Annotated in this window: 1 protein-coding gene (only partly in view); it reads right to left on the reverse strand. The window is 59.6% G+C overall.

Annotated elements, in window-relative coordinates; all coding sequences use genetic code 11:
- Positions 1 to 26,891, reverse strand: partial view of an Ig-like domain-containing protein gene (locus tag ACZYTD_RS13215; RefSeq protein ID WP_463892660.1) — the 3' portion only. It continues 7,675 nt past the right edge of the window; only the last 26,891 of its 34,566 coding nucleotides appear in the window; its start codon lies beyond the right edge, outside the window; it ends in the stop codon at positions 1 to 3.

Below are 26,891 nucleotides of genomic sequence, written 5' to 3' on the forward strand. Positions count from 1 at the left end.
TTAATACTCACCATAGCCGTCATGCAGATAGAGAGAAGCACCATACTGATCATCCACTTCATCAATCGACAGCAAGAAATAAGGGGCTCCATACTCATGATCCAGTGCAGTGTCGGGTACACCCTGGGTCAACTCATCCAATGTTGCCTCACCTCGACGGGTAAGTAGGGTATAGGAACCCGGCTCCAGTTCCCGAACGACAGTGTTATTACTGCTTAAGTGTAAATTTTCGCCGTCTGCCAGTCCTACGATATAAGTCGTAACCCCGGGTAAGGAGTGCCACTCATCATTCTGGTATTGATCAAAGCTATTCGTTTTAAAGGCAAAACGGTAATACCCCTTGTGTTTGATTTCCAGGGTATAGGCCCAAACCTCGGCAGCGGTCTGCTGTCTATGAATGAAGAATGGAACATCCAATTTACGGCGCGGAAGCGGGAATGGCACAGGGGTATGGCTAACATCCAGAGGCTGTACTACAGACGTAACCGCTATATGGCCACTAGAGTCGATGGCATAAGCCACAAACCGACTATGCAAATCGACGGTTAATGCGAACGAGTCATCCTGGTAATCACCTGAATATTCGCGCTTGATCGGCAACATTACGCTATGCACAACCTGTGGCAGGAGTAAGGGATGTGAACCACTACTGTTGTGTTCATCAGAACGAGACCAGGCATATTGCTCGTTAAAGACTGGCATCCATACTCTTTGCCCCTGTGATTCAATCTCCAGAGCCAGCCCCACGTAGCGGATATTTCGCCCTGTGTCACTAACACGTAAGGTCAAATAGCTACGATCATCACCAAAATATTGGGGCAGAGAGGGTGCAGCCATAACATCCAGTGTTGGCGAACTATCCAACTCCAGCGTCAATGGGATAGAGATGGCAGCACTGAACAAACCACAGCGCTCTATCTGCACATTGAATTCCCCATTCCTCACCGCATCACGTAGTGGTTGCATATCACCGGTAAATACAAACTGATGTCCCTCTTCAGTACTAAAGAGTCCATTCAACCTGACCCCGTTTCCATCCAATAAGTAGAGGGCATCAGCTTTAACTCCATTATTCAGCTTGAGCGTTAGTTTGGGTGCATTTTCAAGTTCCCCGAACGTATTCCCCACCAGTGGCCATACCTCCGCAAGTGCAATGCCATCAATCACAGGCATGGCCTCACTCACAGGGCCTGTATCCAGTAACACCCCATTTTCAGGAATCACCCGGCTAATAGAGGGCGTTAAATCAGAACACTCTTCTGCCGAGCCTACATTCAATACTCCTAGAGGAACTGTGGTCACCACGGGCTCAGAACCTTCCACATACTCGCTCAATTGTGCAGAGAGCATGACGCCGTCCAGTTCCTGAGTCGCTAAAACGCTATGATCCTGATTTACCATCAGTTTATTGAGTGGCAATTCGGAATTAACCATGGAGATACCATTGGTCAATACACCACAAGGATCATAAGCCCCCGTCATCTGTTCCAACGTAAAGGCAAACCCGCCATCCGCCAGATCCTGCCGGAAATAGAGACTACCGACCGCCCCGGAGACAGAGATCTCTTTTCGATTTTCATCCGGTGCAAATACCACCGGGATATCTGTCACGTAGAGTGTTTTCTCTCCAAACACCTGAGTCCTATCAATGGATAGCACAAGCCGATAGTGGCTATCAGCGTAGGCTTGGCGAGGTACCTGGTTTAGCAAGTCGTTATATCGTGCTTTGGGAGAGAGATAGAACACATAGCCGTAATAGCTTCCCGTGGTGGGAGTGAATGTAATGCCACCAACGTCAGCAAACTGGATTTGACCATGCGTGGAGTCTGCCGACATGTTAGCTTCGGTAGCCAGGTTCCATTCCGGACATGAATCCAAAGGCAGACCATTGGCCAAGAGCCGCAATACTGAAGGATTATCACCTTGAGTCTTGGATTTAACCCCCAGGTCCAGAGGCTCACCCGCTACCACATTGAGTCGGTCGGCTATATTTTCCGGCACCATCAACTCCTGCACAGGAGCATCCAGTACTGGCACAGTCAGATCCAGGGCCTGTTGATAACGCTGATAACTTTGATAGCCACTATGATCGGTTACCCCCACTAATGGCTCGCTCAACTCCACAATGACGCGAATATGTCCGCTAAATCCATCGGGTATGCCTTCAAACACTAATGAGTAGGAACCATTGAGGCCATAGCTTTCGCGATAATAGAGGCTTCGGTTCTGGCCATGCCGTTGGTATTGGCATTCGTGCCAATAGATATCATCACTACGACGATCTGACTCCCTATATTGGCCATCTCGCCAGGAGAACGAATCGTTACGCGAGAAGTTACAGACCATCTGATCATCCAGATAAATGGCGCGGATCTGGTTTCGGAATGGTGATTCGATCAGGAAGTTGACTATGCCGCTATTGTCATTGCGATAGAGCACTGCCTGCTCCCCGACCAAACGTATCTTGGCCAATGCCTGATCTAGCTGGATCTTCAACTCAACCTGAGTCTTGATCTCCGGCTTGGCCAGCAGTGAGGCTTCCAGTTGTACCGAGGCCTCCTTGACGCCATTGGGCAGGGTCGGGATCACCAGACCTTCGTCATTGACCTGCGCCAGGGTCGCATCACTGCTTTGGATCTGCAGCAGCTCGGCCATGTTCGCCAGCTTGGCCAGCGGCAACTGGAAGCTGTGACCCTCATGCTCGAAGGTGGCCAGGATCGGCAGACGGCGTGGTGAACTATCTACCCCCAGCAGATGGAGCAGAGGTTGCGCCTCTACTTTCAGCGCCGTGATATAGAAGGGGTCAATCTTCATATCGTTGGCATCGGTCGGGTTGGAGTCGGAGACCACCTCTACATAGTCAGGAATGCCATCGGCATCGCTATCGGCCTGCAGCGGATGGGTGCCATGGATGTTGACCTCATCGGCATCGCTCAGACCATCGCTGTCGCTGTCGCTGGAGGTGAGGCTGGTGTGCAGCACCAACTCCTCGGCATTGCTCAAGCCATCGCCATCCTGATCTTCCTGACCATCGTTGATGCCGTTGCCATCGCTATCGGCGGCGGTGGGATCGAGCCCCAGCTCAGACTCCAGTGCATTGCTCAGGCCATCACCATCCAGATCCGCATCCTTTTGCAGCACACGCAGACTGATACGGTTGGCACTGAGCAGGTTACTCTCCTCGGCCCCATCGGCGCGCCAGTAGCTCAGCGGGAGGACAACAGGCTCCCCACCATCCCTGGCTTGCTCCTGCAGCGCCAGCTCTATGGTGGCGCCATCGGCCAGCAGAGCCGGTGAGCTACCCTCGCCATGGGTCGTCAGCACGGTGAAGCTACGACTATTCCAATCAAACAGCTCGTCCTGCAACACCTGGGCATCCGCCGAGTTCAGTTGCAACAACCGCGCGCCAGGCAGGCTGGCACTCTCCACGCCACTGGCCAGGGCCAGCTCCAGAGGTTGCTCGCTCTGCTCTAGCACATAGCCCTTGGCGGCTGGCCGCATCTGCAGGCTTGGCATACAGAGTGAGAAGCGCTGCGGCAACCAGGCATCGTCTGCCGCCACCCCTTGCCAGCCGGAGTGAGCCGTATCGATCTGATAGCAGGCCCCCAACACCAGAGGTAATTCAGGCGTAAAGCGCAGAGTCTGCTCTTCCTGCTGCCACGCACCGGCAACCGGCTGCCCATTCAGGCTCACCTGGGCTGGCGCCTCGGCTTGGCTCGGATTGGCCTCAACCGCTTCGTTCAGCGTAAAGAGCAGCGGATTGATGCTACCGTCCACCACCTGCGCCACATGGGCCTCACTAATGGCAGGCAACAGCTTCACGAACTCCAGCTCCAACTCGCCCTTTTGCGTCAGTTCGGCCAGCAGCGAAGCATCACTGCTGCCTGACAGCAGGACGCGCCCGCCCGTCACCTTGAGCTTGCCCAACTGTTCACGGCTGACCAGGAAGCGCCCTTCACCACCACGCAACGCCACCTGGGTGATGGCCAGGCCCGCCAGATCCGACAGGGTGCCGTTATCCGACAAGGAGAGGGCGAGATCGAGATCTGCCGCCGGTTGACCCAGGCTTGGCCAACGCGCCACTGGGTTGTAGAACTTATCGCGCAGGGTAGCTTTCACGGTTGCCAGCTCAGCCACTTCCAGGCGATCGGGATGACCCAAGAGGCGGTTGCTCTGCTCCTCGAGGCTGAACTCAATCAGACGAGCCGCAGCCGCATGGATAGTCAACGGCAGGGCTGAGAGGGTGACCCACTGCCCCTTGCCTGTCATATCGTATTGGAACTCGGGTTGTCCCTGCATCGGCAGGGCCGCCGAGAGCAGGGCCAAGGGCGCCTGATACTCGCCCGCCCCATAGGCCGCGCTGAAGGGCACGGAAGCAACCCCATTTTGCACGGTAATAGTTGCGCGTTCGGCGCCCTCCATCAGCTGCGACTGCACGCCGCTGGCAAAGCCGAAGTGGAAACCGGCCCCAGGCAGGGTCACAGAGAACTGAGTGCGTGAGTCGGCTTCGACCAGGTTGCCCGCCGCATCCACGGCCGCAATGGCCAGGCGAGCCTCGCCCCCTGCCTCCAGAGTCGGGATATGGGCCAGGCGCAGCACCTTGGTCTCACCGGCGTAGATGAGCATCCCCATGCCCGTGCTGATCCGGGTGTTATCGGCCAGCTCGGCGCGCAAGCGATAACGCCCGGCCTGCCGCTGTGAGTTCAACGGATATTGCGCCAACCCTTGGGCATCGGCTTGGGTGGTCCCCAGCTTGGGCCCAGCCAGCACAGAGCCATCGCGCTGCACCGGATCCAGATACCAGTTGACCATCTGATAAGGCACGCGACGCGAGGCCTGATCCAGTACCGCCACTTGGTAAAGGGGCTCATCACCCACTGTGACATAGTAGGGGTTGGTTCCAACCCGCTCGGCCACGTTGGTGAACTGCAGGGCGTTGGGTCTATAGGTGAGCGGGATCTCGAAGCTCTCCGTCTCACTGCTCTGCCCCAGATGGTCGGTGATGCGGAACTGGAAGCGATAGCTATCCCCCGCCACCGCCTGGCTCGGCATGGTCAAGCCCCAGGCCAGCCCATTGCTGCTCGGGGAGACACTGCGCTGTTGGCCGTTGTCACTGCTATCTGGCGCAATCAGCGTCACCAGCATTGGATCACTACCATCGTTGGCCAAGTTCAGATCCTGAAGCTTCACTCCCACCGTCATGCCATAGAAGGCCGACTTAGGCAGTTCGAGGCGCAGCTTACTGGCATCCGGTATCTGATCGGGGACCACATCCACCGCCAGGCTCTGGGTGGTCAGGTGCCCCACATCATCCCATAGCTCGAGCTTGAGCTCGCCAGGCTGGGTTGCAGCCAGGCGCTCGGTGCGCGGATCCTTGAGTTTGAGCTGACGCATCGCCTGGGTGCCGCTCAAGGCGAGCTGGCTGCTGAAGCCATTCCAGGTCACGCGGGCCTTGGCCAGAGCCACCTCATCCTGAGCGGTGAAGTTCACCAGGAAGCTGCCCTGCTCTATGACTTGGGTCGGTGAGAGGGAGAGTTGCAGCACCTTAGGCGCCTCATCCTTGACTATGGCATAGGTGACGCTCTGCTCGGCCGAGTTGCCCGCCTTATCCCGCACCTGCAGCGTATAGGTGAGCGAGCCATCCGGGCTGGCGGCTGGCTCTTCAACCTGCAGAACCCCTTCATCGAAGAGGGCCGAGATGATCATCTCCTTACCCATGGCATCCCTGCGCTTGAGCAGCGCCGAGTCGATACCACTTTGCCCATCGCGTACCGGGATGGAGAGGGTATAGGGGTGCTCGGCATAGATCTTCCCTGGGCCAGCCATGGCACCGCTCACCGCGAAGGCGCCGATCGCAGGCTGTATGTTATCGGCGGCGCGCAGGAAGCGCACCGGGGCAGACTCGGTCAGGTTGCCGAACTTATCTATGGCTCTGACCTTCAGATACTTGCCGACACTGTCCACATCATAGAGACGGCTCAACACATATTCAGGGCCATAGTGTTTACCGATCAAGCTATAGGGCCCATCGGCCTGGTTGCTCAGGTAATACTCCACCCGCTCTACCGGCTGGGTGCTGTTTTTCACCTCGGCCCGGATCTCCAGCGGCTTCGGCACATAGCTGGTCTCATCGCTCTTGGGCGTGGTGATCACTACGCTAAAGGGGTTGGCTGGCAAACCTTCACCCTGCAGCAGCATCTTGCGTGGTTGCGAACGAACTAGCTGGCCAGAGAGCGTCTCGACCTCACTGCGCAGAGTAAAGGGTTGGCCGTTGCGCAGATTGGCAGGCAAAGGCACAGAGAGGGTGTAGGGGGCCGTGGCACTGCCACCGAGCAGAATATCCCCTTGCCCATCCCCACCATTGAGCCAGTAGCGAACCGAGCTCACCAGATGGCTATCCATCAGATCCAGGGTCAGCGCATCGCCCTGCACATATTGAGTCACAGGTGCAGGCTGCTGCAGCGAGGCGTTAGCCTGGCGCCACTCGGCCGGCAGGGCGACAATCTTGAGCCCTTGCTCTGCCAACCCTATGGCCAAGAGCCCCTGATCGGCGGCCAAGGCCGTGACCTCAACACTCTGCGGCAAGACTCTCTCTGCCACAGGCAACCAGCTGGTGACATCCACGGCCCGCACCTCACTGCTGGTAGCCGTGCGCAGGGCAACCCACAAGGTTCCCTCGGCATGGCTGAGAGCCGTGATGCGCTCCGCGCCATCCAGGGTCAGCTGTTGATCCTGATAAGTGGTCAGATCCAGCTTGTGCAGCTGTTTGCCCATGGTGAAGAAGAGGTAGTCTCCAGATAGGGTCAGGTGCGAGATGGCCTCATTGGCGCCATCGATCACACTGCGGATCTCCTGATTGAAGGGATCCATCGGCAGCGGACCAGTACGAACACGGTAGAGCCTGTGGTTGCTGGTGCTGGCATAGAGAGTCTCCCCTTGTGCCACCAGATCCGTGATGAGCTCACCCGTGGGCAGCGACAGTTTATCGGTCACCGCCAGATTGGCCTTCTGCGCCAGATAGATACTCTCGCCGCTTGCCACCGCGACCTTGCTAGGCGTGAGCGCTATCTCTGTGGCCGCCAGGTTGTTAAACAGTGTCACAGGCTGATAGCTGGGCATTGTGCCCGCCGGCAGCGTCGTGGCGTCATAAAGGGCCTGGGTCGCCAGGCGCACCACCTTGCGCTGATCGCCTTGCACCAGATAGGCGTAGTTTTGATCCAGCGCCACCCGGTTGACGGCCTCACTCCACCCCTTCTGCGGATAACTGCTGTTTAGCCACTGCGCCCCAGCCTTACCCTGATAGAGCGCGCCGTAGTAGCTGGCGGCCGCCATCACCTGACCCTGACTGATGGCCAAATCGACCACCCGCCCCTTGGGCTCGGCGGTCGTGTAGAGGGTACGGCTTTCGCCCTGATCCTGTTGCAACTGCAACAGAGTGCCGGAGCGATCGCCCAACCAGAGCTGACCGGCAAACCACTGGGCCTGATTGACCAGACCGTTGGCCGAATAGTTAAACTGCGCCACGACTTCACTGAAGTAGGGGTTCTGTACGTCGACCAGGCTCACCCTGCCCTGCTGACTGGAGAGCAACAGCAGACGGCCATCCTGGGCCAACAAGCGTTCGCCACTCAGAGAGAGGGGGAAACGCTTGAGCAACTGACCCGGCTGCACCGCCACCAGATCGCCCTGCTCATCCAGCACCAACCAACGCTCACCCACCCGAGCCATGGTCACAGCTCCCGGCAGATCCAGCTGTTGCGCGCTGGCGCTATGCCAATGGGCATCGATCCAGCTCACCGAGTCGCTACGCAGTACTGTGAAGCCCTGCTCGTTAGCCAGGATCTGCAGCGCCACTTGATCCTGGGCATAGTCGCTCACCTGCCCTCGGTCGCTGACCGTCTGCAGATTGGCCGCCTGCAGCGTGTTACCGCTGATGGCAAACCCTTGCACCTGCCCCTCCACCAGGGCAAGCAGCTGATCACCCGATACCGCCAGCTGACTCACCTCTTGGCTGAGTGGGTAGCGGCTGAGTACCGCATAATTTTCGGCCGGATCCAGGAACAGCAGCCCCACGCCACGTAGCGCCACCAAGAGGCGGTCGCCAACTCGGCTCATGGCCGTGATATCCGCCTCCAGCGAGGCCAGGCGTTGACCCTTCTCATCACGCAGCTCACGACCTTGCACCAGCCAGGCGTGACCGGCATCCGGCAGCAGGAGATCAAAGGTCTGCTGCGTCGAGGCCACACTCAAGCGGGCGCCCTGCACCACGCTCACCTCTTGCTCCACGCTCTTGCTCTGCCCCTCGGCATTGCTGACACTGGCCCGCACAGTCAATCGAGTAGCTGTCGCCGGAACTTGCAGATCCACGCTCTGCTCACCCGAGGCCAGCAGATGACCCGCCTGATCCACTACCTGCAACTGCTGCTTGCTGACACTCCCCTGGACGGACAAACCGTAGTGAACCCAGCTCTCGGCGTAGACAGTGGTGGTGACGCCCACCAGCTTGGGTGTGGCCAGCGTCAAGGTAGGTAACAGTTGGATTGTGCTATCCCGCTCCACATAGTTGAACTCGGAGCCGAAGTAGGCACGCAGCCGCACATGATAGGTATCCCGCTCTGAGACGACAGGCAGGGTCAGAGACAACTCACCCTCAGTCGTGCCAGATAGCAGTTGGCTGACAAGCTGTTGATTGAAATCCAACAGCGTCAGAGTGGCGTACTGGAAGTCGGCCCCTTGCGGCACCGAGACTCGATAACGGATAGGTAGCGTATCACCCGAGGCAAAGGAGCCATTGTTAGCCGGTGACTCCAGCGTCAGATTGGCGCCATTATCCACCGCAGCCTGCAGCGGGCCGCTTAACTGCTGGAGTGGCAACGCCTCTCTTTGCAGCTCGCCCTGCCAGCTCTGCTCAACGGCAGAGATGCTCTGCCACGCCAGAGCTCTATCCTGCCAGAGCGCCATGCTCTGGGTAGACCCGGCCAGCCAGGAGAGCGCATCCAGACGCGCACCTTGGCTGAAACTCATCACCATGGGCACGCTCGCCCCCTGGGTCAAGGCCGCGCCCTGTTGTGGCAGGCTGCTGGCCACTTGGCCCTGCATGCTCTGGCTCACGGCCAGTTGACTCTCCTGAGTCGAATCGTGGCTGATGGCGCGCAGCGTCAGACCCCCTTGGCTGATCTGACTACGCGGTATGCTCAGGGTGTAATGGCCTGGCTCGGCCACCTGGAGTCGGTTCAACTCATGACCCGTGGCATCCGACACCACCAGCAGGAGTTGTCCCAACGCCTTGGCTTTCACCTCGGCACTGACGGCGACGGAGAAGGCTTGCTCCTCTAGGCTCCAGCTCAGATCTGTGGCCACAGGCGTCACCGCCAGAGCACGATAACGGATCTGAACTCGGCCACTCTCCTCACTAGCCTGGTAGCTGCGGCCCGGCAGGAATGCCAGACGGGAGACATTGCCCCCCAGAATACCCGCCCACTGCCCCTGCTTGAGGGCAAACCACTCCCCTTCGCCAGCCCGATCCAGCTGCAACCAGAGCAGATCACCGTCAGCTGCCACATCCTTGACACTGCCCGGCAACGCCAGGGGGCTACCCACTTGGGTCAGCGCCCCCTGCTCATCCCACAGGAACGCCTGCAGCTGCTTATCGCTCCAGCTCTGCAACTTCTGACCGGCAAGATGGAAACCCAACTGATCCGGCAGCGCCACAAAGTGCTGTTGTACAACCCGTGGCAGACCCGTGGTCGAGATGACCAGGCGGTAGAGACCACTCTCGGTCAACACCGAGGCCTTATCGCCCTCAACCTGTACGGCGCGGATCGCCTCAGGCAGCGGATAGGCCGGCAGCGGCACCAGGCTCTGCGCGGTCTGCAGCATGGCGGCAATGGCATTGCCCTGCTGAACCCAGAGCAGATCGCCGGAACTGCCTAGCAGTTGCCCCTGCCAGGCCAGATCCAGATCGGCAGCCGCCAATCCCTTGCCAGAGAGCGGATAGCGGCGCAACCGCTGTACGCCAACCTCGTCGCTCACCAGCAACAGACCTCGGGATGAGATCACGGCCGAGCGAACTTCACCCTGGCCCTTGGTCAGCAGCGTCTGTTGACCATTGCTCAGACGATAACCACCGTTACGCGAATTAAAGAGCGCCAACGCCTGCGCCGAATCGGCACCGTCCGGTTGGGCCAGCAGAGCCTCCAACTGCTCCGTCGGCTCGCCACTGAGATAATCCAGCGCGGCCCCATCGGCAAAATAGGGGATCTTCGTCAATTGCTGACTACGGCGCTGTTCATTGCCCGAGTTGTCGCGCAGCACAGACTCCAGACTCACGGCCTGACCGAGCCGGCTTACGCTGACTCTCTGCTCTGGTCCTATGGCCAGATTAACAGGGGTGCCACTCTCGGCCGGATCACGGATCTCCAAGTGTGAGGAGTCAGAGTAGTCACTCATCTGCTCAGGCGCCTTGGCCTGCAACAGGATCTGGCTACCCGTCAGCACCTGACTCTTAGGCAACAGAGTGAGCGGCAGCTCATCGCTTATCCCCTCATCATTGAGCACATTCAGGAACTTGTAGCCACGCAACGCCCCCTTCTGCAGGCGCGCCAACACCACCATGTTCTCGCTCACGTCCGGCAGGGTCACGGTGACAAATTGCCGCTCACTGCTACCGCGTAGCAGATGGGCCACAGGCTGGGCCGACTCGACCCCACCCAGATCCAGGTAGAGATCGGCATCCGGCAGGTTGCGCAGCAACACCTCGAAACGAACCGACTCATGCTCATGGAAACGCTGGCCATTGCTCGGTGTCAGTATCTCGACCTTGGGCGCTCCCGCCTCCGCATCATAGGGCAGGACAGTCACCTCGGCGGTGGGACTCACATTGTTGTTAGCATCGACCGCACGGGCCGCCAGGTGTACCCCTTGCGCTATATCCTGCTCACCCGGGACAAAGCTGTAGTGATTAGGATCGCTCAGTCGGCTCCAGGCCCCGCCATTCTTGCTCACCTCGACGTACTGGATGCCGTACTTGTCGAACGACTTCAGCACCAGATCGCTCTTCTCGCCCAAGGGGACGAAACTGTTGTTGGTTGGCGAGAGGATCTCCAGGCTGGGCGGTGTGCGATCCAGATAGAGGGTATAGCTGCGCTCAAAGCGCTTCTCGAATACCTTGACGCCACCCGCACCATAGTTGGCCCGCAGGCGAGCCTTCATCTCGACGGGCGCGATCGCCGCCCCTTCGGGTAGCAGATCCCGGATCTTGGGGTTGATAAAGGAGGCCGTCACCAGACCGGATTGCATATCGAAGTTAGAGGTGACATCCAGGGCCCGGCCCTGGTTGATCTGCTCGACGCTGCTCTCCAGCTTGGTGACCATGTCGATGTCACCACTCAAGGTAAAGCGCAGCTCAGAGCGCACCGCCTCTTCCGGCTCTTGGGGGTTGGTTGCAAACGCAGCCAGCTCCAGAGTCGGATCGGTCAGGTTGGCGCGGAATATCTGCTCGCTCTGATTGCTACCATCATTGGCCTGCAGACGGATCTGCAGATAGCCATCATCCGGGCGGATCAACTGCGCTATAGGCTTACCATACTCGACGGGCAGCCAGGCGCTATTGGCCGCATCCAGATTGGTCGAAGTGCGGTAGGTGAAGCTCAGCCCCTTGCCCGAGGCATAGTTATCCTCGGCCTCGACGACGAAGCGGTAGAGGCGGCCACGGGTCAGCACCATGTCACTGCCCATGGGCTTGAGATCGGGCACGCGAAGCACCCGCAACAGACGCGGTGGCAAGGTATCCTGCGCCACAAAGTGGCTCAACCAGGTGCCAACAGCCTGATTTTGCTGCGTTGGCAACCAGCTGTTGCCGGCGCTATCCTGCAGCCCCAGGAGCTGCACCCGGTAGGCGGCATTGTGCTCAAGCGCCCCACCGAGCAGGCGCACGGCCACACTCTTGCTGCTCAATTGCACCAGCTCGAAGCGCGCCGAGATCGCCTCCTCCGGCTTGGCGCTGTAATCCTTGAACTCTTTGATGACCTGGAAGCCCGACGCCGTTACCGGCTCGTCAAAGGTCAAGATCAGCGGCGAGGTGTAATCCAGTGGCTGGCTGGCCACCAGACGTGGCGCCGTATCGTCGATGCCGGTCAGCAGTTGCGACTCATCCACTCTGAGCGTCTCATCTGTGGCACTGCGCACCAGCACCAACTGGTAACGCTTGCCCGCGACCACGGCCGGAGAAGCCAGGATCGTCAGCTTGCCGGTACTCAGGTCAAAGTTGAGCTTGCGGCTCTGGCTCAGGCTAACCCCCTCACCAAACGGCAGCAGGTAAACCTCCAGATCGCCCTCCAGCCCCAGCCCAGTGATCTCGATACGATCGTTGCCACTGTCACTCAAGGTGGCCGAGCCACCATTGCGGCTGCTGTTACTGGTCGCAACGCCATTGACGGCCATGGCCTGCGTCACCAACAGCGAGGCGGGCAACACGGCTTGAGCCTGGCTGGAGCCAAATTCGGCGACCACCCCCACTATCCCGGCCTCGGCCAGGGTCGCGGTGAAGGTCAGCTCTGTGCCCTCCTCGTTCACTTGCAGGGCAGATTTATCCAGCGTCACCGCCCCTAAATGCAGGGCCGTAACCCCTTGCAGCTGCTCACCCACCAGGCGATAACGCGAGGCGCGCCCGGTGATGGTGCTATGGGGCAGCAGCTGTTGCAGACGCGGCGGCTCCTGACCAAACAGAGGTGAGGTCGTCAGATGCCATGGCAGATCCAGCGTCACCTCGGCACCATCGATCATGGTGGTCGGCTGGTTGAAGAGGGAGAGATCGTACTCACCCCCTAAGGTGTAACTCCCGCCCTGCAACTGGAACTGCAGCGTGTCACCCACATTCAGGGTGCTGCCTGCCAGTTGCTTGCTGGCCTGGCTGTCCACCAGGTTCAGCGCCACGCTGCGCCAATTGGCCGCGGCTCCGGCAACCCTGGCCAGCACAGGCTGCTGAGGCATGCTCAGGGTACCCGGCTCCACTTGCCACAGGTTGTTGAAGGGCAGGGCCAGGTTGAAGTAGTCACTGCCTGACTGCCACTCCAGCAGGGCGCCATGCAGGGCAAAATGTCCCGGCTCATTGAGCGTATCTATACTTCCCAGGGATTGCAGGGCGAGCAGGGAACCTGAGCGGTTCACGTCGAACAACTGCAAGGCCGGGGTATTGCGCGTCTGGGTAACCAGCAAGTCGCCATGCAGCGCGGCGGCACGCTGTGCCAGCGCCGCCTTGCCCAGGGAAGCGGCTTTACCCGCCTGCAGCACCACGGTATCGAAAAGCTCCAGCTCATCATCGGAGGCGATCAGCAGATGTTGACCATCCAGTTGCAGACGAGTGGGCATGATGAGGGCGTGATCCTGGCGCTGCGCCACCTCGGCCAAATTGGCATAGCGGCGGTACTCCAGGCGATCACTAAACAGCAGGTAGAGCCCCTCGTCACCGAAGGCCACATCCAGGCTTGGTGCTGCCAGAGCGATGCGCTGCAACGCCCCGCCAAGCACGGGGGCCACATAGAGAGCATTTGGCTCCCAACCGCTCCAGATCTCCCCAGCCAGGGCGATCCGCGTCAGTGGGTAGCGCTGCGGATTGCTGACACCAGGCAGAGCCTTGGGTGCATAGGGGTTCTGTAGATCGTAAAGCGCCAGTTGGCTCGCCTTATCGCCGGTGAGCAGCGCCAGATAGCGACTCGAAAGAGCCGCATCGCGAATGGTATTGCCAAGTGAACCCAGAGCCAGACGTTGCGGTAACGCCCCCTCCAGGGTAGAGCTCAACTGCCAGCTCTTATCCTGATAGGTCAGCAGCAGATCGCCGCCTCGGCGCCAGCCACTGAGCCCAGATAGGCGACGCGTGCCACTCAAGGAGACCTGCATCTCATCGTTACTGGCCCCATCGACTGCCGGAGAGAGGTTGCTGACCACCAGATGCAGGTAGCCCAGGGTGTTATCCGGTTGCCGCAGGCGCAACAGGTGCGGAGTCACCAGCACCAGCTCTTGAGCTGGCTTACCATTGAGGGTCACCTGAGTCGTGGCACTGAAGCCACGACCAGAGATCGCCAACCACTCGCCGCTATTGAAGGCAAAGCGCTGCTGGTTGCTATTGACCTGGGAATTGAGCTCATCGTAACGCCCCACCGCCTCTATGGCCGGATCGGCAACATAGGTGAAGGCACCATGACGTCGTGCGCTGAGTTGACCATTTTGTACCGCCATGCCCACCAAACGGTTATCCCGTGGTGAGGCGGCCAGTGCTGGCACCTTGACCCGTAACTCATGTTCACTGAGCCACTGCACGCGATCGGCGGCAACCGGCTCACCCGCCACAAATACCTGGCTCTGGGCCGAGAAGCCGTTACCCAAGAGGGTCAGCTCACTGCCGCCTCGCCAGCTGGCAAATTGCGGACGGATCTCCCCTATATCAGGTTGCAAGCCCTCTGCGGCGGTAAAGCGGAAGCTGTAGTCAGCCGCCAGGGTCGTGCCATGCAGATCCTGCAGCGCCCCGGAGAGGCGAACGCGATAGCGGGCCCCCGGGATCAACGGAGTTGTGGGTCTAAACTCCAGGCGCGACCCGTCGTTGGTGGTCACCACCTTGATGGCACCCGCGAGCTTGCTGCCGTTGTAGCTGAGTTCAAGGAGCTGATCCTTGCTGCTCGCCAGTTGGCTATTGTCCAGCAGACGGTTGAACTGCAGTGTGATGGGCGCATCCAGCGGCAAGAGGCCATTGGCCTTCGGCTGCTGCTGGGTCACCATCAAGAGATCGTTGACCAGGGTGTTGATACGTCCCCCAAGGTGGTTGACCTTGCTCGGATCCTCCACCGGGTTTTCACCCGGCTCGCCACCCACATAGGGGAAGAGGCTTCCAGCGTAGAGAGCACGAGGATGCAGGGCAAAGCTGGAGACATCCCCCAGGACGGAGAAGTAGTGCTGCAGCTTGGGTTGCACGTTATAGCGGCCATCCAGCCAGGCAGAGAGATCAAACAGCTGCAGATCGCCTTGGCCCGATGCCACATGGAGGGTTTGCCCCAGAAGCTGCATCTGACCGGCATTGATGGTGCCATTGCGCACCAGGTAAGCCAGATTGAGACTCGCCACAGGCGTAATGGCCGTCGCATTGTCCAAACGATAGGCAAAGACGCCCCCCTTGCTGCCCGAGGAGACCAGCGCCAGATCCCCCTGCACCAGCAGGGATTGAGGACGGAAACGGGCACTGGCCTGATCCTGAGTATCAAAGCCTCGCCCTATCCGGTACTCACCGCTGCCGAGCTCAACCTCGACGACACGACGAGAGTCAGCCAGAACGACCCAGAGACTATCCCCATCCAATGCCAACGCATAAGGCACGCCCTTGAGCTGAGTCCGACTGATGGAGGCCACAGACTCCAGCTTCCGCTCCTTGCTCAGGCGATAGACCTCTATCCCCCCCGCGTGGGAGAGGTAGAGCAGATCCCCATCCAGAACCAGATCCCGCACGTCATAGGTCAGATCGATACGGGTCAGCAGCAGAGGATCGGTCGGCAAAGTGGTATCAAACAGGAAGAGCGAGCGCCCCCCTATGGCATAGAGGTTATTCCCTTGCGCCTTCACGCTGCTAAAGCCCGAAGTACCGAGTCCCCCCGTGATGTCATAGCTGTAGGGCTTGCTGCCATCGGCAAAGAGTTTGTTCACCACCACAGGATGCACGGGGTCGGAAACATCGGCGACCACCAGACGGGCAGTATTGGATTTGAGCTTTTTGCTCAGGCGACCCTGACGGTTATAAACCTCATATTCCCCCCCCGTCACCGCATAGAGGATCTGATCGTTGAGCGCGATGGAGGCAATGGGGCTAGGCTTGTCTGCTGCCAGATCGACGGATCCCGTCTCCTTGCCCGCATAGAAGTAATCCTGCGCTGACTTGGCCTGCTCACCCGGGAAGATCGGGTTTTCCAGCGTGATAGGGGCATAACCGAAGTCGCCAGCCGGAGCACGAACCTGGAGGTGATTGCCACTGAGCAGACGCAGATCGCCCGCCTGATGCCCGGCGAACTTCACCACTGTATCCTGGGTAAAGCCGCGACCATAGAGATCCACCACATTGCCACCCTGCGGGGCGCCACGCAGCGGCTCAACCTCTTGCACGCCGATCTTGGGCAGGATCACCAAGGCACCGTGGCGCAGCGTCGTCACCTGTTGACGCGTAACCCCAACCGGCAACGCCAGCCCCTCGCTCCCCAGGAACAGATTGGGCAGCACCAACTCGATACGATCATCCCGCACGCTGCGGATGGCCGACGCCGGAACCAGAGTCGACCCGATAGTCACTTTGAGTTCATCACCACGGGTGCCGAAGTGGGCACCGTGTAGCACGGCCACCTCGCCCGTTTCACCGTGGAAGAAGTGACCAAGCTCCTTGCCATTCACCAGACGCTCGACACGACTCAACTCGGGTCTGACACCCGCCAGCAGCGTGTAGTTGGCCGTCACCGGACTCTGTAATCCCACCCCATTGAGCGCCAACAGGGCATCGGTCAGCTGAAGCGTGATCGGGCCTGTGGCGAGTTTGTTCGCCACCAGGCGTATGGTCAACTCGGCACCGGTAATACGGTTACTGGCCGAGAGCTGATAGCTATCGGCAGGCAGAGGTTGCCCCGCGCCATCACTCAGGCGCACGGCACGACTGAGCAGCTCAGCCGAGGTGTTGATCCGGCTATTGAGGGTAATATGGATGGGCTCATCCACACCCAGGGTACTCCCGGCGGCTGGCTGCAGCTCGGTGACCACTAACCCATTCGGATTGAGCATGGTGGCACCACCCGTACTGCCGCGAATGACGCCCCCCTCACTGGTCATCAATTCCGCGCCCTGGCTACCGCTCGCCTCCCAATAACTGGCTTGCCACCTCCCCTGTGCATCCTGGCGGTAGAGCACGCTCTCCTCACCCACGGAGACCAGCAACTGACCATGTTGCATCACCATGGAGGCCTGCAACTCGGCTGTCTGACCATGCGTCAATGGAGTCAGCTGATAGTGTTTACTATTCGGCAGCTGGTCAAAGGTCACCAACGCCAGGCTCTTGCCACGTTTGAGCAACACATGCAGCTGGCCGTCCTGCCACTGAACATCCAGCGGCTGGCCACGCAATTCTCCCTCACTGAACTGTAGACTCTGATAGCCAGCGGGAGGATCCAACTGCTCCTGCTGCAGGTCAAAGAAACGGATGAAACCGCTACCAAGCTCATCTGCTACTGACATGGCCAGCATCTGCCGTGTGCTATCAAAGGCCACATCGGTCGCCACTTGACCCGGCACAGGGAAGCGATTGAGCAGCAGAGGTTGCTGCAGATTATGGATATCCACCACCAGCAAGCCATCACTGCCGCTGGCCAAATAAGCCAGATCGTCCACCAAGGCTATGCCCGTGACGGGCTGGGCGGTCGCCAGCTGACCCAAGCGAACCGGGTGCTCCCATACGGTGGTATCGAAGATCTCCAAGCCAGAATTCAGCAGACTCTTGTTGTTGCTGGTGGCCGAGGCACCGGCACGTACACCGACGAAGAGGTTCTCACCACTTTGCTGCATGGCGCCCATCACCTGAGGTGGATAATTGGGCAGCTGCAACTCACGCCCCACACCTTGGGTATAGGAGAGCGAGCCGACGGGATACTCATGACCTGCCGAACGCAAGAAGAGCTGGTAGACGCCAGGCTCCAGCACACCAGGGGCCCGGAAGCTAAAGTGCTGCAGATCGCGCACGTCATCTTCCAAGTCAATGATTGAACTGCCATTAGCCGTGGTCAGTGTGGTGATCTCTGTATTGTCGCTGCCGCGCAATATCACCTTGCTGCCAGGCAGTATCACCTCGGCGGAGGCGGAGATCTGGACAAGGTTGCCCCCCGCCATGTCGATGGCATTGGGGCTCGCCTCGAAGGTGGCATCGGCCAGTCGCGCCCCCGTGACTATCGCCCCCAGGTACTCGGCCGTCAGCTCATGGTCGGCCAGACGCAGGTGGTGTTGTCCTGTTTGCAGCGGCAGCTGATCCAGCGCCGCCGCCGGGATCTCCAGGGTATGCTCATCAATCCAGTTGTAGCTGAGTGGGTAGCTGTCTACATAGAGCTTAAGTTCCGTCGTCGCGGCTCGGAAGCCCTCTCCCAGAATGCGGATCGGTTGCTGTGCCCCTTGCCAGTACGCCCCAGCTTCCACTCGATAGATCTGGGGCTGCTTGGCACCTTGGCTCGCTGCCAGCAAGCTCTGCTGGAAGGGGGCCCACTGAGTGCCGCCACGCAGGTTACGCGTATCCTGGATGGAGATCAGGTAGCGGCTACCCGCCTCACGGGCAAAGCGCAGCGTGAACTCACGCGCCGCACCCGAGGTGGGCTGCACAGGCTCAACCGTAAGATCCAGAGGTTGCGAGCGTCCCTGCTGCGTCACCACAGGCTTGAAGGAGTCCAGGGTGACGGGCTCGTTGAAGGTAATGCGCAATGGCTCACCTTCGGCCAGAGGGGCCCCCTCCTCCACCGAGGTCGCCATGACTATGGCCCCTGGCAACTGCATACTCACCAGGCCGGCACTGCCTGCGGCCACCATCAGGCGGTCGCGATAGATATCGACGGCATTAAAATGTTCATCGTTCCCGGCTGACACCACCTTGGGTGCCATGGGATCGCGCAGATCCAACACCACCAGGCCGGAATCCACGGCCACAAAGAGCAGACTGCCGTAACGCTGCAGACGAATGGCTCGCCCGGCCGTGGCCTGCAACGTGCTGCCCACATCCACCCGGACTCTGCGCTCGGGGCGAGCCTTCTCGACTATCTCGACCCCATCACGCCCCAGGGCCACGATCAGGTAATCCCCATATTCGTTGAGATCAAAGACCGTATTGCTGAAGAGCCAACTGCGCTGCAGGTAGGGATCGAACAGATCCTGGGCCTGTACCGTATCCGCATGACCGTCAAACAGTTTGGATGCCGTCTCCATCTGCCAGCCGGGTGGGCACTCGCCCCCCCACAGGGCCGCGGCACCGGCTTGGGTACCATAGAGCCACCCTTGGTGATAACTCAGGCTCTGCCCCCCCTTGATAAAGGGCACGCTACCCATGTAGACGGGGTCATTAGCCACCATCAGGTTGGCCGAAACTACCCCTGTGGCCGAGCCAGGGTAAGGAATACTGCTACATGCTGGCCCCAGGGGTGGCTCACCCTCCCCCGAACTCTTGGCGGCAAAGAGCGCCGCCCCTTGAGCTGTGACTCCGTTAAAGAGCCCCTCTTGTGTCCAGAGGTTACCCGCACTCTGCAGGCTATTCTGATCATCCAGATTTAAGCGGGCGACCCCGGCCGGACCATTGGCCACATAGAGCTGCTTATGCCAGACGGAGCCATCGAAGCGGCTCTGGCGCGCCAGACGCACAGAGTCGGCGGACAGAGGAATCGTTCCCCCCGCTACGCGCTGATAGAGCTGACGCTCTTCCAGGCTCAGGCGCTCCAGATCTATCTCCATGGTGGAGGGATTGAGCGCCTTTTGCAGCAGCCGGCTCTCTGTGATGTAACGCTTAAGCGCCGAGCCATCACTCCCGCTGACAGGCAGGCTGCTGGAGCCGCCCACCAGTGTGGGTTGCAAGCCATTTTGCACACTGTAGGTGGCCGCCAACCAGGACTCTGGCAGCAGCAAGCCATCCACCACTTGGGCCTTGCCTATAGCCCGGAACAGACCCGCTCCTGTGATGGCGACCCCGCTCTGTTGATCAATCTGGATATCCAGCGGCTGGACAGAATTGGCCTGCGTATAGGCAAGCTGAGTGATGCCATAACCAAAACCTTGGGCCGCAGGCAGAATGGCCTGGCGCCCATAGCGATCGCGGCCACGTACCTCATGGCGCCCCGGCTCACCCTGAGGGGTGACCAGTTGCAGCTTGGTCGTAGAGAGCACCTCGATTTTTTGTACCGGCAGCGAACCAATCTGCAGGCTCAGCCCTTCCGAGACCGAGGTGCCTGGCTCAAAGCCCTGGCCGTAGAGCGTCACCAAAGAGCCACCGCGCTGGGGCCCCCACTCGGGTATCACACGACTCAGTTGTAACGGTTTATCCACCAGTATGGCGCCAGGCAGGGAGAGCTCCTGCCAGACCTGGCCGCGCTTGACTCGTGCCACCAGATCATATTGTCCCGCCTGAGTGAGCGCAGGCAGGGTGGCAGTCACCATGCTGACCCGTTCATCATCACTGCTGGCCTCGATGCGCTCTAGCTTGAGCGCCTGATCCGCCACATAGAGCTGTAGCGTATCGAGAGTCGAGGGAATACCCAGCATGGAGATGGTCACAGGCGCGGGGGTATTGAGCGTGAAGCGGCGAGGCACCACGGCAGAGAGCGCCAGCTCGTCCTGTCGCGCATCGCGGTAGGTCAGCTCTACGCGCTGGGCGTGCGCCAGACGATAGAGAGTCAAGTAGCTGCTGCCTTGCGACTGCGCCACCGGCTTGGCGGCTTGCAGCCCTTGGTCCACCAGCACACTCACCTGCTCGCCCGGTTGCAAGGCGACGGGCTCACGCAGGGTGAGTTCGGCATCGTTGTTCTGCAGCTGCAGGGTAAAGGGCAGCGCAGCCCCTTGCGCATTCTGCACATGGAAGAGGTTACGGTTAGCCGGATAACTATCTATGGCCTTGTTAAAGCGCAGGCGCACCACGACCGCACCGTTAGCATTACGATCCAGCACCCCATTGCCCGGGGTGACGCTGTGCAATTTGAGCGCCACATCGGGTGACTCCTGCACCAAGCCCTGGCCCAGCGCCGTCACGCCACTGCCTATGGCCGAGTAGGCTGTCGCCTCCAGGGTATAGATAGCCGCCCCCTCACTGGCCGCATAGGCATGGAGCAGTTGAGGATGGAGCGGATCGGTCACATCCAGGGTGGCCATCCCCGCCTGGCCCTTGGCCAGATAGAGGAGATTGCCGTTCAGAGCCAGATCATAGATATGGCCCTGATTGGTCACGCGCGCGACCAGTTTGGGATGATCCAGATCGCTGATATCGACGATAGCGACGCCGGCATCACCGGCCGCCAGATAGGCATAGTGGCCCGAGACCAACACATGGCTGGCAGGGATATCCAACTGGCCACGCACATGCAAGCCCGTGTGGGTATCGTTGGCTATGATATAGAAACCACCCGCCCCGACTCTTTCCTGCTCCAGCAGGCGCTGGCTATTAAAGTCATAGGCCCCCGTGACCAGGGCATAATGGGAGCCCTGCCCAGCCGGGGTGGCAATGGTCGCCAGATCCAGGGCTGGCTTGCCGCCCTCGATAACCAGATTTTGTGCCAGATAACTCTTGGTGTTGAGGAAGGTATCGACAAACCCTATCCCCTTCTCACCCATGGCCACCACGGCTTGATCGCCGTCGACCACTATCCCCTTGGCATAGGAGGCATCCAGCGGCAAGGAGCGAACCACAGTGCTCTTGCCGATCTCCTCGTCATCAATGGCTATGATGAAGAGACGGGCCTCGCTAGGTTGTCCCTTAGTGAACTTGGCCGCCGTCACATAGAGACGATCACGCTGGCTGCTAAACGAGGCGCGGATCCCCAGCGCCACATAACCATCCGGCAACGGAGTGCGAGCCACGATACGATCATCTCGGCCATCCCCATCTTTATCGACCAGACGCAACAGATCATCCGGGTTGGTGATCTGACTGCTATCCCCCACCAGAGTCGAGGAGTCGATGTTATAGATGATGACACCGGATCGCCCTGCCGCCCCCATCAGGTAGGTACCAGTAGGATCGAGCGTCACATCATAGAGGCGATCCATCTTCTCACCCGCTATGGTGGCTTTGACCGGTTGCTGATACTCAAAAGCATCCTTGACGCGAACCTGTTGGCCGTTGTCCAGCACGATGCGCAGATCCGCCCTCCCCAACTGTCCCGGTGGCGTCGTAAACTCCAGCACGGTTGAGGAGATCACCTTGAGATCATCGGCCTTGACCGGCTCATCGCCCAGATAGACCTGGGTCCTTGGCTTACCGGCGACCAGTTGGCCAGGGGTGAAACCCGAGCCTTCCACGCGAACCCGGGTACCACCATTTACGCTGCCTTGAGCCGGCAGACTCGTGCTGATGGTCAAGGGCTCCAGATACTGGAGTGCCGCCAACCAGCGACTCTGCTGGCCACCCTGATTGACAACTGTGAGCCCGGCCAAGCCCGCACCATGAGCCGGAGCTTGCAGGGTATAACGCACCGAACCATCGGCGAGCAGTTCGCTCCCCTTGATGGCCACGGCACTCTCACCGAGCAAAAAGCTGGGATGCTCACCCTGCGCTACCACCACTTGCAACTCGCCACCTGCGGTCGTCAAGCTGCCTGGCGTGATGGAGAGCAGCTCAGGCTTGCTCCCCACGCCCTGCCCAGTGGTGAAGTTCAATGCATAATCAAAGAGCCCTGCCGTGCGGCGGCTGGCACTCTCCCCACGCAGCTGTAATCGATAGCCACTATTGGCCAATAAAGGCGCCTTAGGTGTCAGTGTCAGCTCCCGCTTATCGGCCGAGAGGACCAAGGTCGTTGGCACAAGCGTCCCCTTGGCCGAACCATCCAGCTGACTCAGTGCCAGATAGGCAGCCAGATACTCCTCGGCCGTTTGACCGGCCGGGATCACCAAGGCCGAGCTGAAGGTGAGGTGAATGGCGCTATCAAGCCCCACGCCCTGTTCCCCCTGTGCCGGGCTATGGGTCACCAGATCCGGAGTCATCAGATCCACCAGCTTCACGTCGCTGACACCCAACTCCCGGCTTTCGGGCATGGTGGCCAGCACGGCGACTCCATCCGCGGTCAACAGGGAGGGAGCCCGTTTTTGCCGCAAATTAGGCAGCAAGGGATAGGCCGCTATTGCCTCACGCGGGAAAACACAGGAGGTCAGGGCCAGGGCGTCGAGCACCTGGATCTGCTCAGGCAGACTCACATCCAAGAGGCTCAAGTAGTAACGGGATGAATCCTTATCACATTGTTGCGAACGCAGCTGAGTCACCAGCGTGCGGCTGCTCGCCATGCTCTCCAGCGACCCGGGCAGCGGGAAACCATTGTCCACATAACGGCCCAACTCACGCAGGTAGTTGGGATTCTCGACATCCACCACACCCAGGCCCTGATCCCCCAGAGCGAGTGCATGGGGCGCCCCCAAGGCGACACTCTGTGCGCCTAACCCATTGGGGATCTTCTGTATGCCAAGTTGTGGTGCGCCCGGTTTGTTGAGATCAAACAGCACCAGATAGCCATCGCTGCTGACCAGCAGACGGCCATCCTCTACCTGCATGTGGCGGGCATGCAAAGGCTGACGCTCGCCGCCCAGCAGGGCTGAATCCAGATAGTTAACCAGAGCCGGATGCTTGGGATCGGCAATGCTGAATACCAGCACACCACCATTGTCGATCTGCGCCAACAGCAGGCCATCCAGTGCCAGCAGTGAGGAGGGAGCTTGCGCAAGCGGCAGCGGTAACTTGTAGAGTATGTCCCGATCCTGGCTCTTGATGACGCCATCGGGTGAGAGATCGGGCAGACGATCGAGGCGATCGTAGACCAGAAGCCAGCTGTTGTTCTCGTGCTCACTCTGCAGCAGAGGCAGATCATAGCCCTGTGCCGTCACATAGAGCTGGGTACGAGACAACGCCATGGCGGCGGGTGTCATGTCATTGGGCAGATCGTAATAACCCAGACCCACCATGGGGGCGGCATTCTTCAGCTTACTGCGCTCATAGTGCAGCAAGGCGATCCAGCCATGGGAGACATAATCCCGCAGGGTATCGCTGTCGGCTATGTTTTGATGAATAGGGCCACTCACCACAGGAGTCGGCGCCCCTAACACATAGATGAGTCCCAACTTGGCATCGGCGGCCAGATCCACCACCTTGCCCGGCGGTAGCTTCTGCGCATCCTTGCTAAGACCACTGGGCAGGCCATTAGCCAGACGCTCCAGCTCTTTTTTCAACTCATCAGCAGAGAAGGGGGAACGACTCTGCACCGCCCTATCCACCACCAGGTGTCCCATGAAGAGGGCATTAGGACGCAGTGCAACCCGCCCTTGGGCATCCCTCAACTCCAGGTCGACAAAGCCGCGATAGCTGTCACCAAAGTCGGCCACCAGCCACTCCAGGCGCTGGGGTCCATAGAGGTGCAGACGTGAACCTATCTCATCCTGTTTAGCCAGCTCAGGGTGTCCTGACGGGTAGGCCTTGAGCGTGATCCCGGCATGGAAACCATAACCTGTGATCGTCACCTTGTCGTTTGCCCCCTGCTGCCCCACCCGGATCACGCCCGGCGTGACGGCGGAGATCTGCAGCAGATCCACATAGGTGTAACCACCCAGCACAGTGGTTTGTAGCCCGGCTTCGTTGGTCAACTGCACGGCCGCCGCCCCCGCATAGTGGGGCAGGGTCACCACTTCTAATTGGTCGCTCTCCTGCTCAGTTTTAGCCGGAGTAAAGTTGCTCACTTCGCTCTTTTGCCCGCCGATCCAGATCTGGGCCTTGGCATCCAGGTGGTCGCCGCGAATGGTTAGCGTGGTGCCCCCTTCGATCGAGCCCCAAGTCGGCGAGATGGAGGTAATTTGCGGCTTGGCAGCATTGCCCGCCGCCGAGGTGTAGAAGGAGAAACGGTAATCTTGAGCCAGAGGGTAACCGGTCAGAGGGTGTAGCCCCTGATGCACCACCACCACATACTCTGTGGCTGGCTCCAGCGGACGCAGCGGAGTGAGCTCGATGAAACGGTGTGCCTCTGCTTCTGACTTATCGGCGCTTTGACGTTGCGCGAAGGCCACATTGAAGCCATCCGCCATCTCCTCACCCAGCGGGTAGCCGCCACGGTAGACGCTCACCGCCTTGTGGAGATCCACATCGGCTGGCAATACGGCCGAGAGCTCAAGTCGGATCTTGGCCAGATCGGTGGAGACCTGACGCTCGGAGGCAACCGGGGTATGCCCGACCAGCTGCAGCTCCTTGAACTCAACCCGGGCAATACCCTTTTCTCCCGCCGCCAACTGCATGGCGCCCCTGGCCATGACCATATCCCGCACCGCGAAGCTCCGCTGTGTGGCATGAGGGTTGATCATCACGGGGACGGTAGCATCCACACCCGTCTCGGCCACCTGCTCCAGATCGATCACCTCGACCAGAGTCTGTGCGGGCTTGCCCGCTTGATCCACATAGTGAACCGAGGCATAGGCCAGGTTACCGGCCACGGCCACATCATAAACCCCCTCGGCGCGCAGATCGGTGCGATTGGGCTTGAGGTTGATGACCCGCTCCATGCGCGGATGCAGCGGATCGCGGATATTGATGACGCTCAGGGCCGAGGTCGCCCCCTCCCCCGCCATGTCGGTGATAAAAATTCTATCCCCGACTATCTGCAGACGGTTCGCCACCCCCAGCGTATCGAGTGAGGCCACGATCGGCATGGTCGGGTCCGCCACATCGGCAATCACCAACCCCTGCTCGGAGGCGGCGATGAAGGCGTAGTGATCCTTGAGCTTCACGTCTCTGGCATAGCCATCCGGCTTGATATAGCCAAGATGGCTCGGTGCCGAGAGACGGCTGATATCAATGACTTGGACCCCGCCATTACCGTTGGCCACGAAGGCCAGATTATCCTGACGATCCAGGCCATACACCTGGGGATAGGGCAACTCGATACGCCCGGCCAGCAGGTAGGGCAAACCAAACTGCTCATCACCATTTTGCTGGGTAAAGAGCAGCAGCTCCCCTTCGGAGCTTCCCTGCTGCAGACCACTCTTCTCCACGCCAGCGGAGAGGCCAGCACGCAGCAGCGACGTAAACTGAGTCGGGTGATCCCTATCCTGCGTTATCTGGGTAGGGATCCCCTGCTTGGTCGCCAACACCATGTTGGCATCGGCATGCAGTTCCGAGATCGACCCTTCAAACCACTGGGCGGCCCCATTGGTCAGATCGGAGTAGACAAATTGATCGCCACTCTGGCTATCTTCCACGCCCAGATCGGCCAGGAAGAGGCCAGTACAGGCCACGCATTCACTATCCGTGCTCAGCAGCGGATAGTGGGCGCCAAGCCCCTCCTCAAACTTGTAAGGATCCAGGGTCGACCAGGCGGCGATCACTCCGCCGGTATTTTCGGCAGACTTGTATTGGGCAACCGCGTTGTAGTAGACGCTTTTCGCCGCAGACTTGGCCTGTTCGCTTTTACCCGGTTGCAGGTAGAGGTTATGGCTGATAGGCATACCTATCTCATGCCACTCCTCACGCTGCACCACATGGTTGGGCGTATTGACCGCAGCCACCAGACGTACCCGCTCATTCTTGTAGTGCTGGCGCTGCAATATCTCGCCGTCGGCAAACTGCTGCCAATAGACAAAGTAGTGATTTTTCACATCACTCTTGCTGATGACGGGGCGCACCGAGTCATCATCGTTGTGCTGCAACACCAGATCTTTGCTAGCCAGGGTCAACCACTCACCCTGCTCATTTTGATACTCGCGGATCCACTGGACCTTGACCTTGCGATCCTCTTCAACCCCGATATCGGTGACACCCACGGCCACCACCAGAGGTTCACCTGAGGTCAACACATCGTTGGCAAAGGGTTGCAATATCTCCAGCTTGGGCTTGACCGTATCCTCTACCCGGCCCACATGCACGACCTGGGTCAGACCACTTTGCCCCAACTTGTCAAATACCGTCGCTTGCAGAGCAAAACCATCGACCCCCTTGGGCGCATCAATGACGGCCTTATAGAGGTGATCCTGCCCTGAGCCACCCTGAGTGGCGGAGAGGGAGTCATAGGCGGTATACGCCAGGTTGCCATTGAGATAGAACTGGACCCTGTCTACCCCCTCACTGCCCAGATCATCCCGGGCATCGACCACTATCTCCAGGGGCTGACCATCTA

The organism is Pseudaeromonas sp. HNCC25DJ180, from assembly GCF_055413345.1.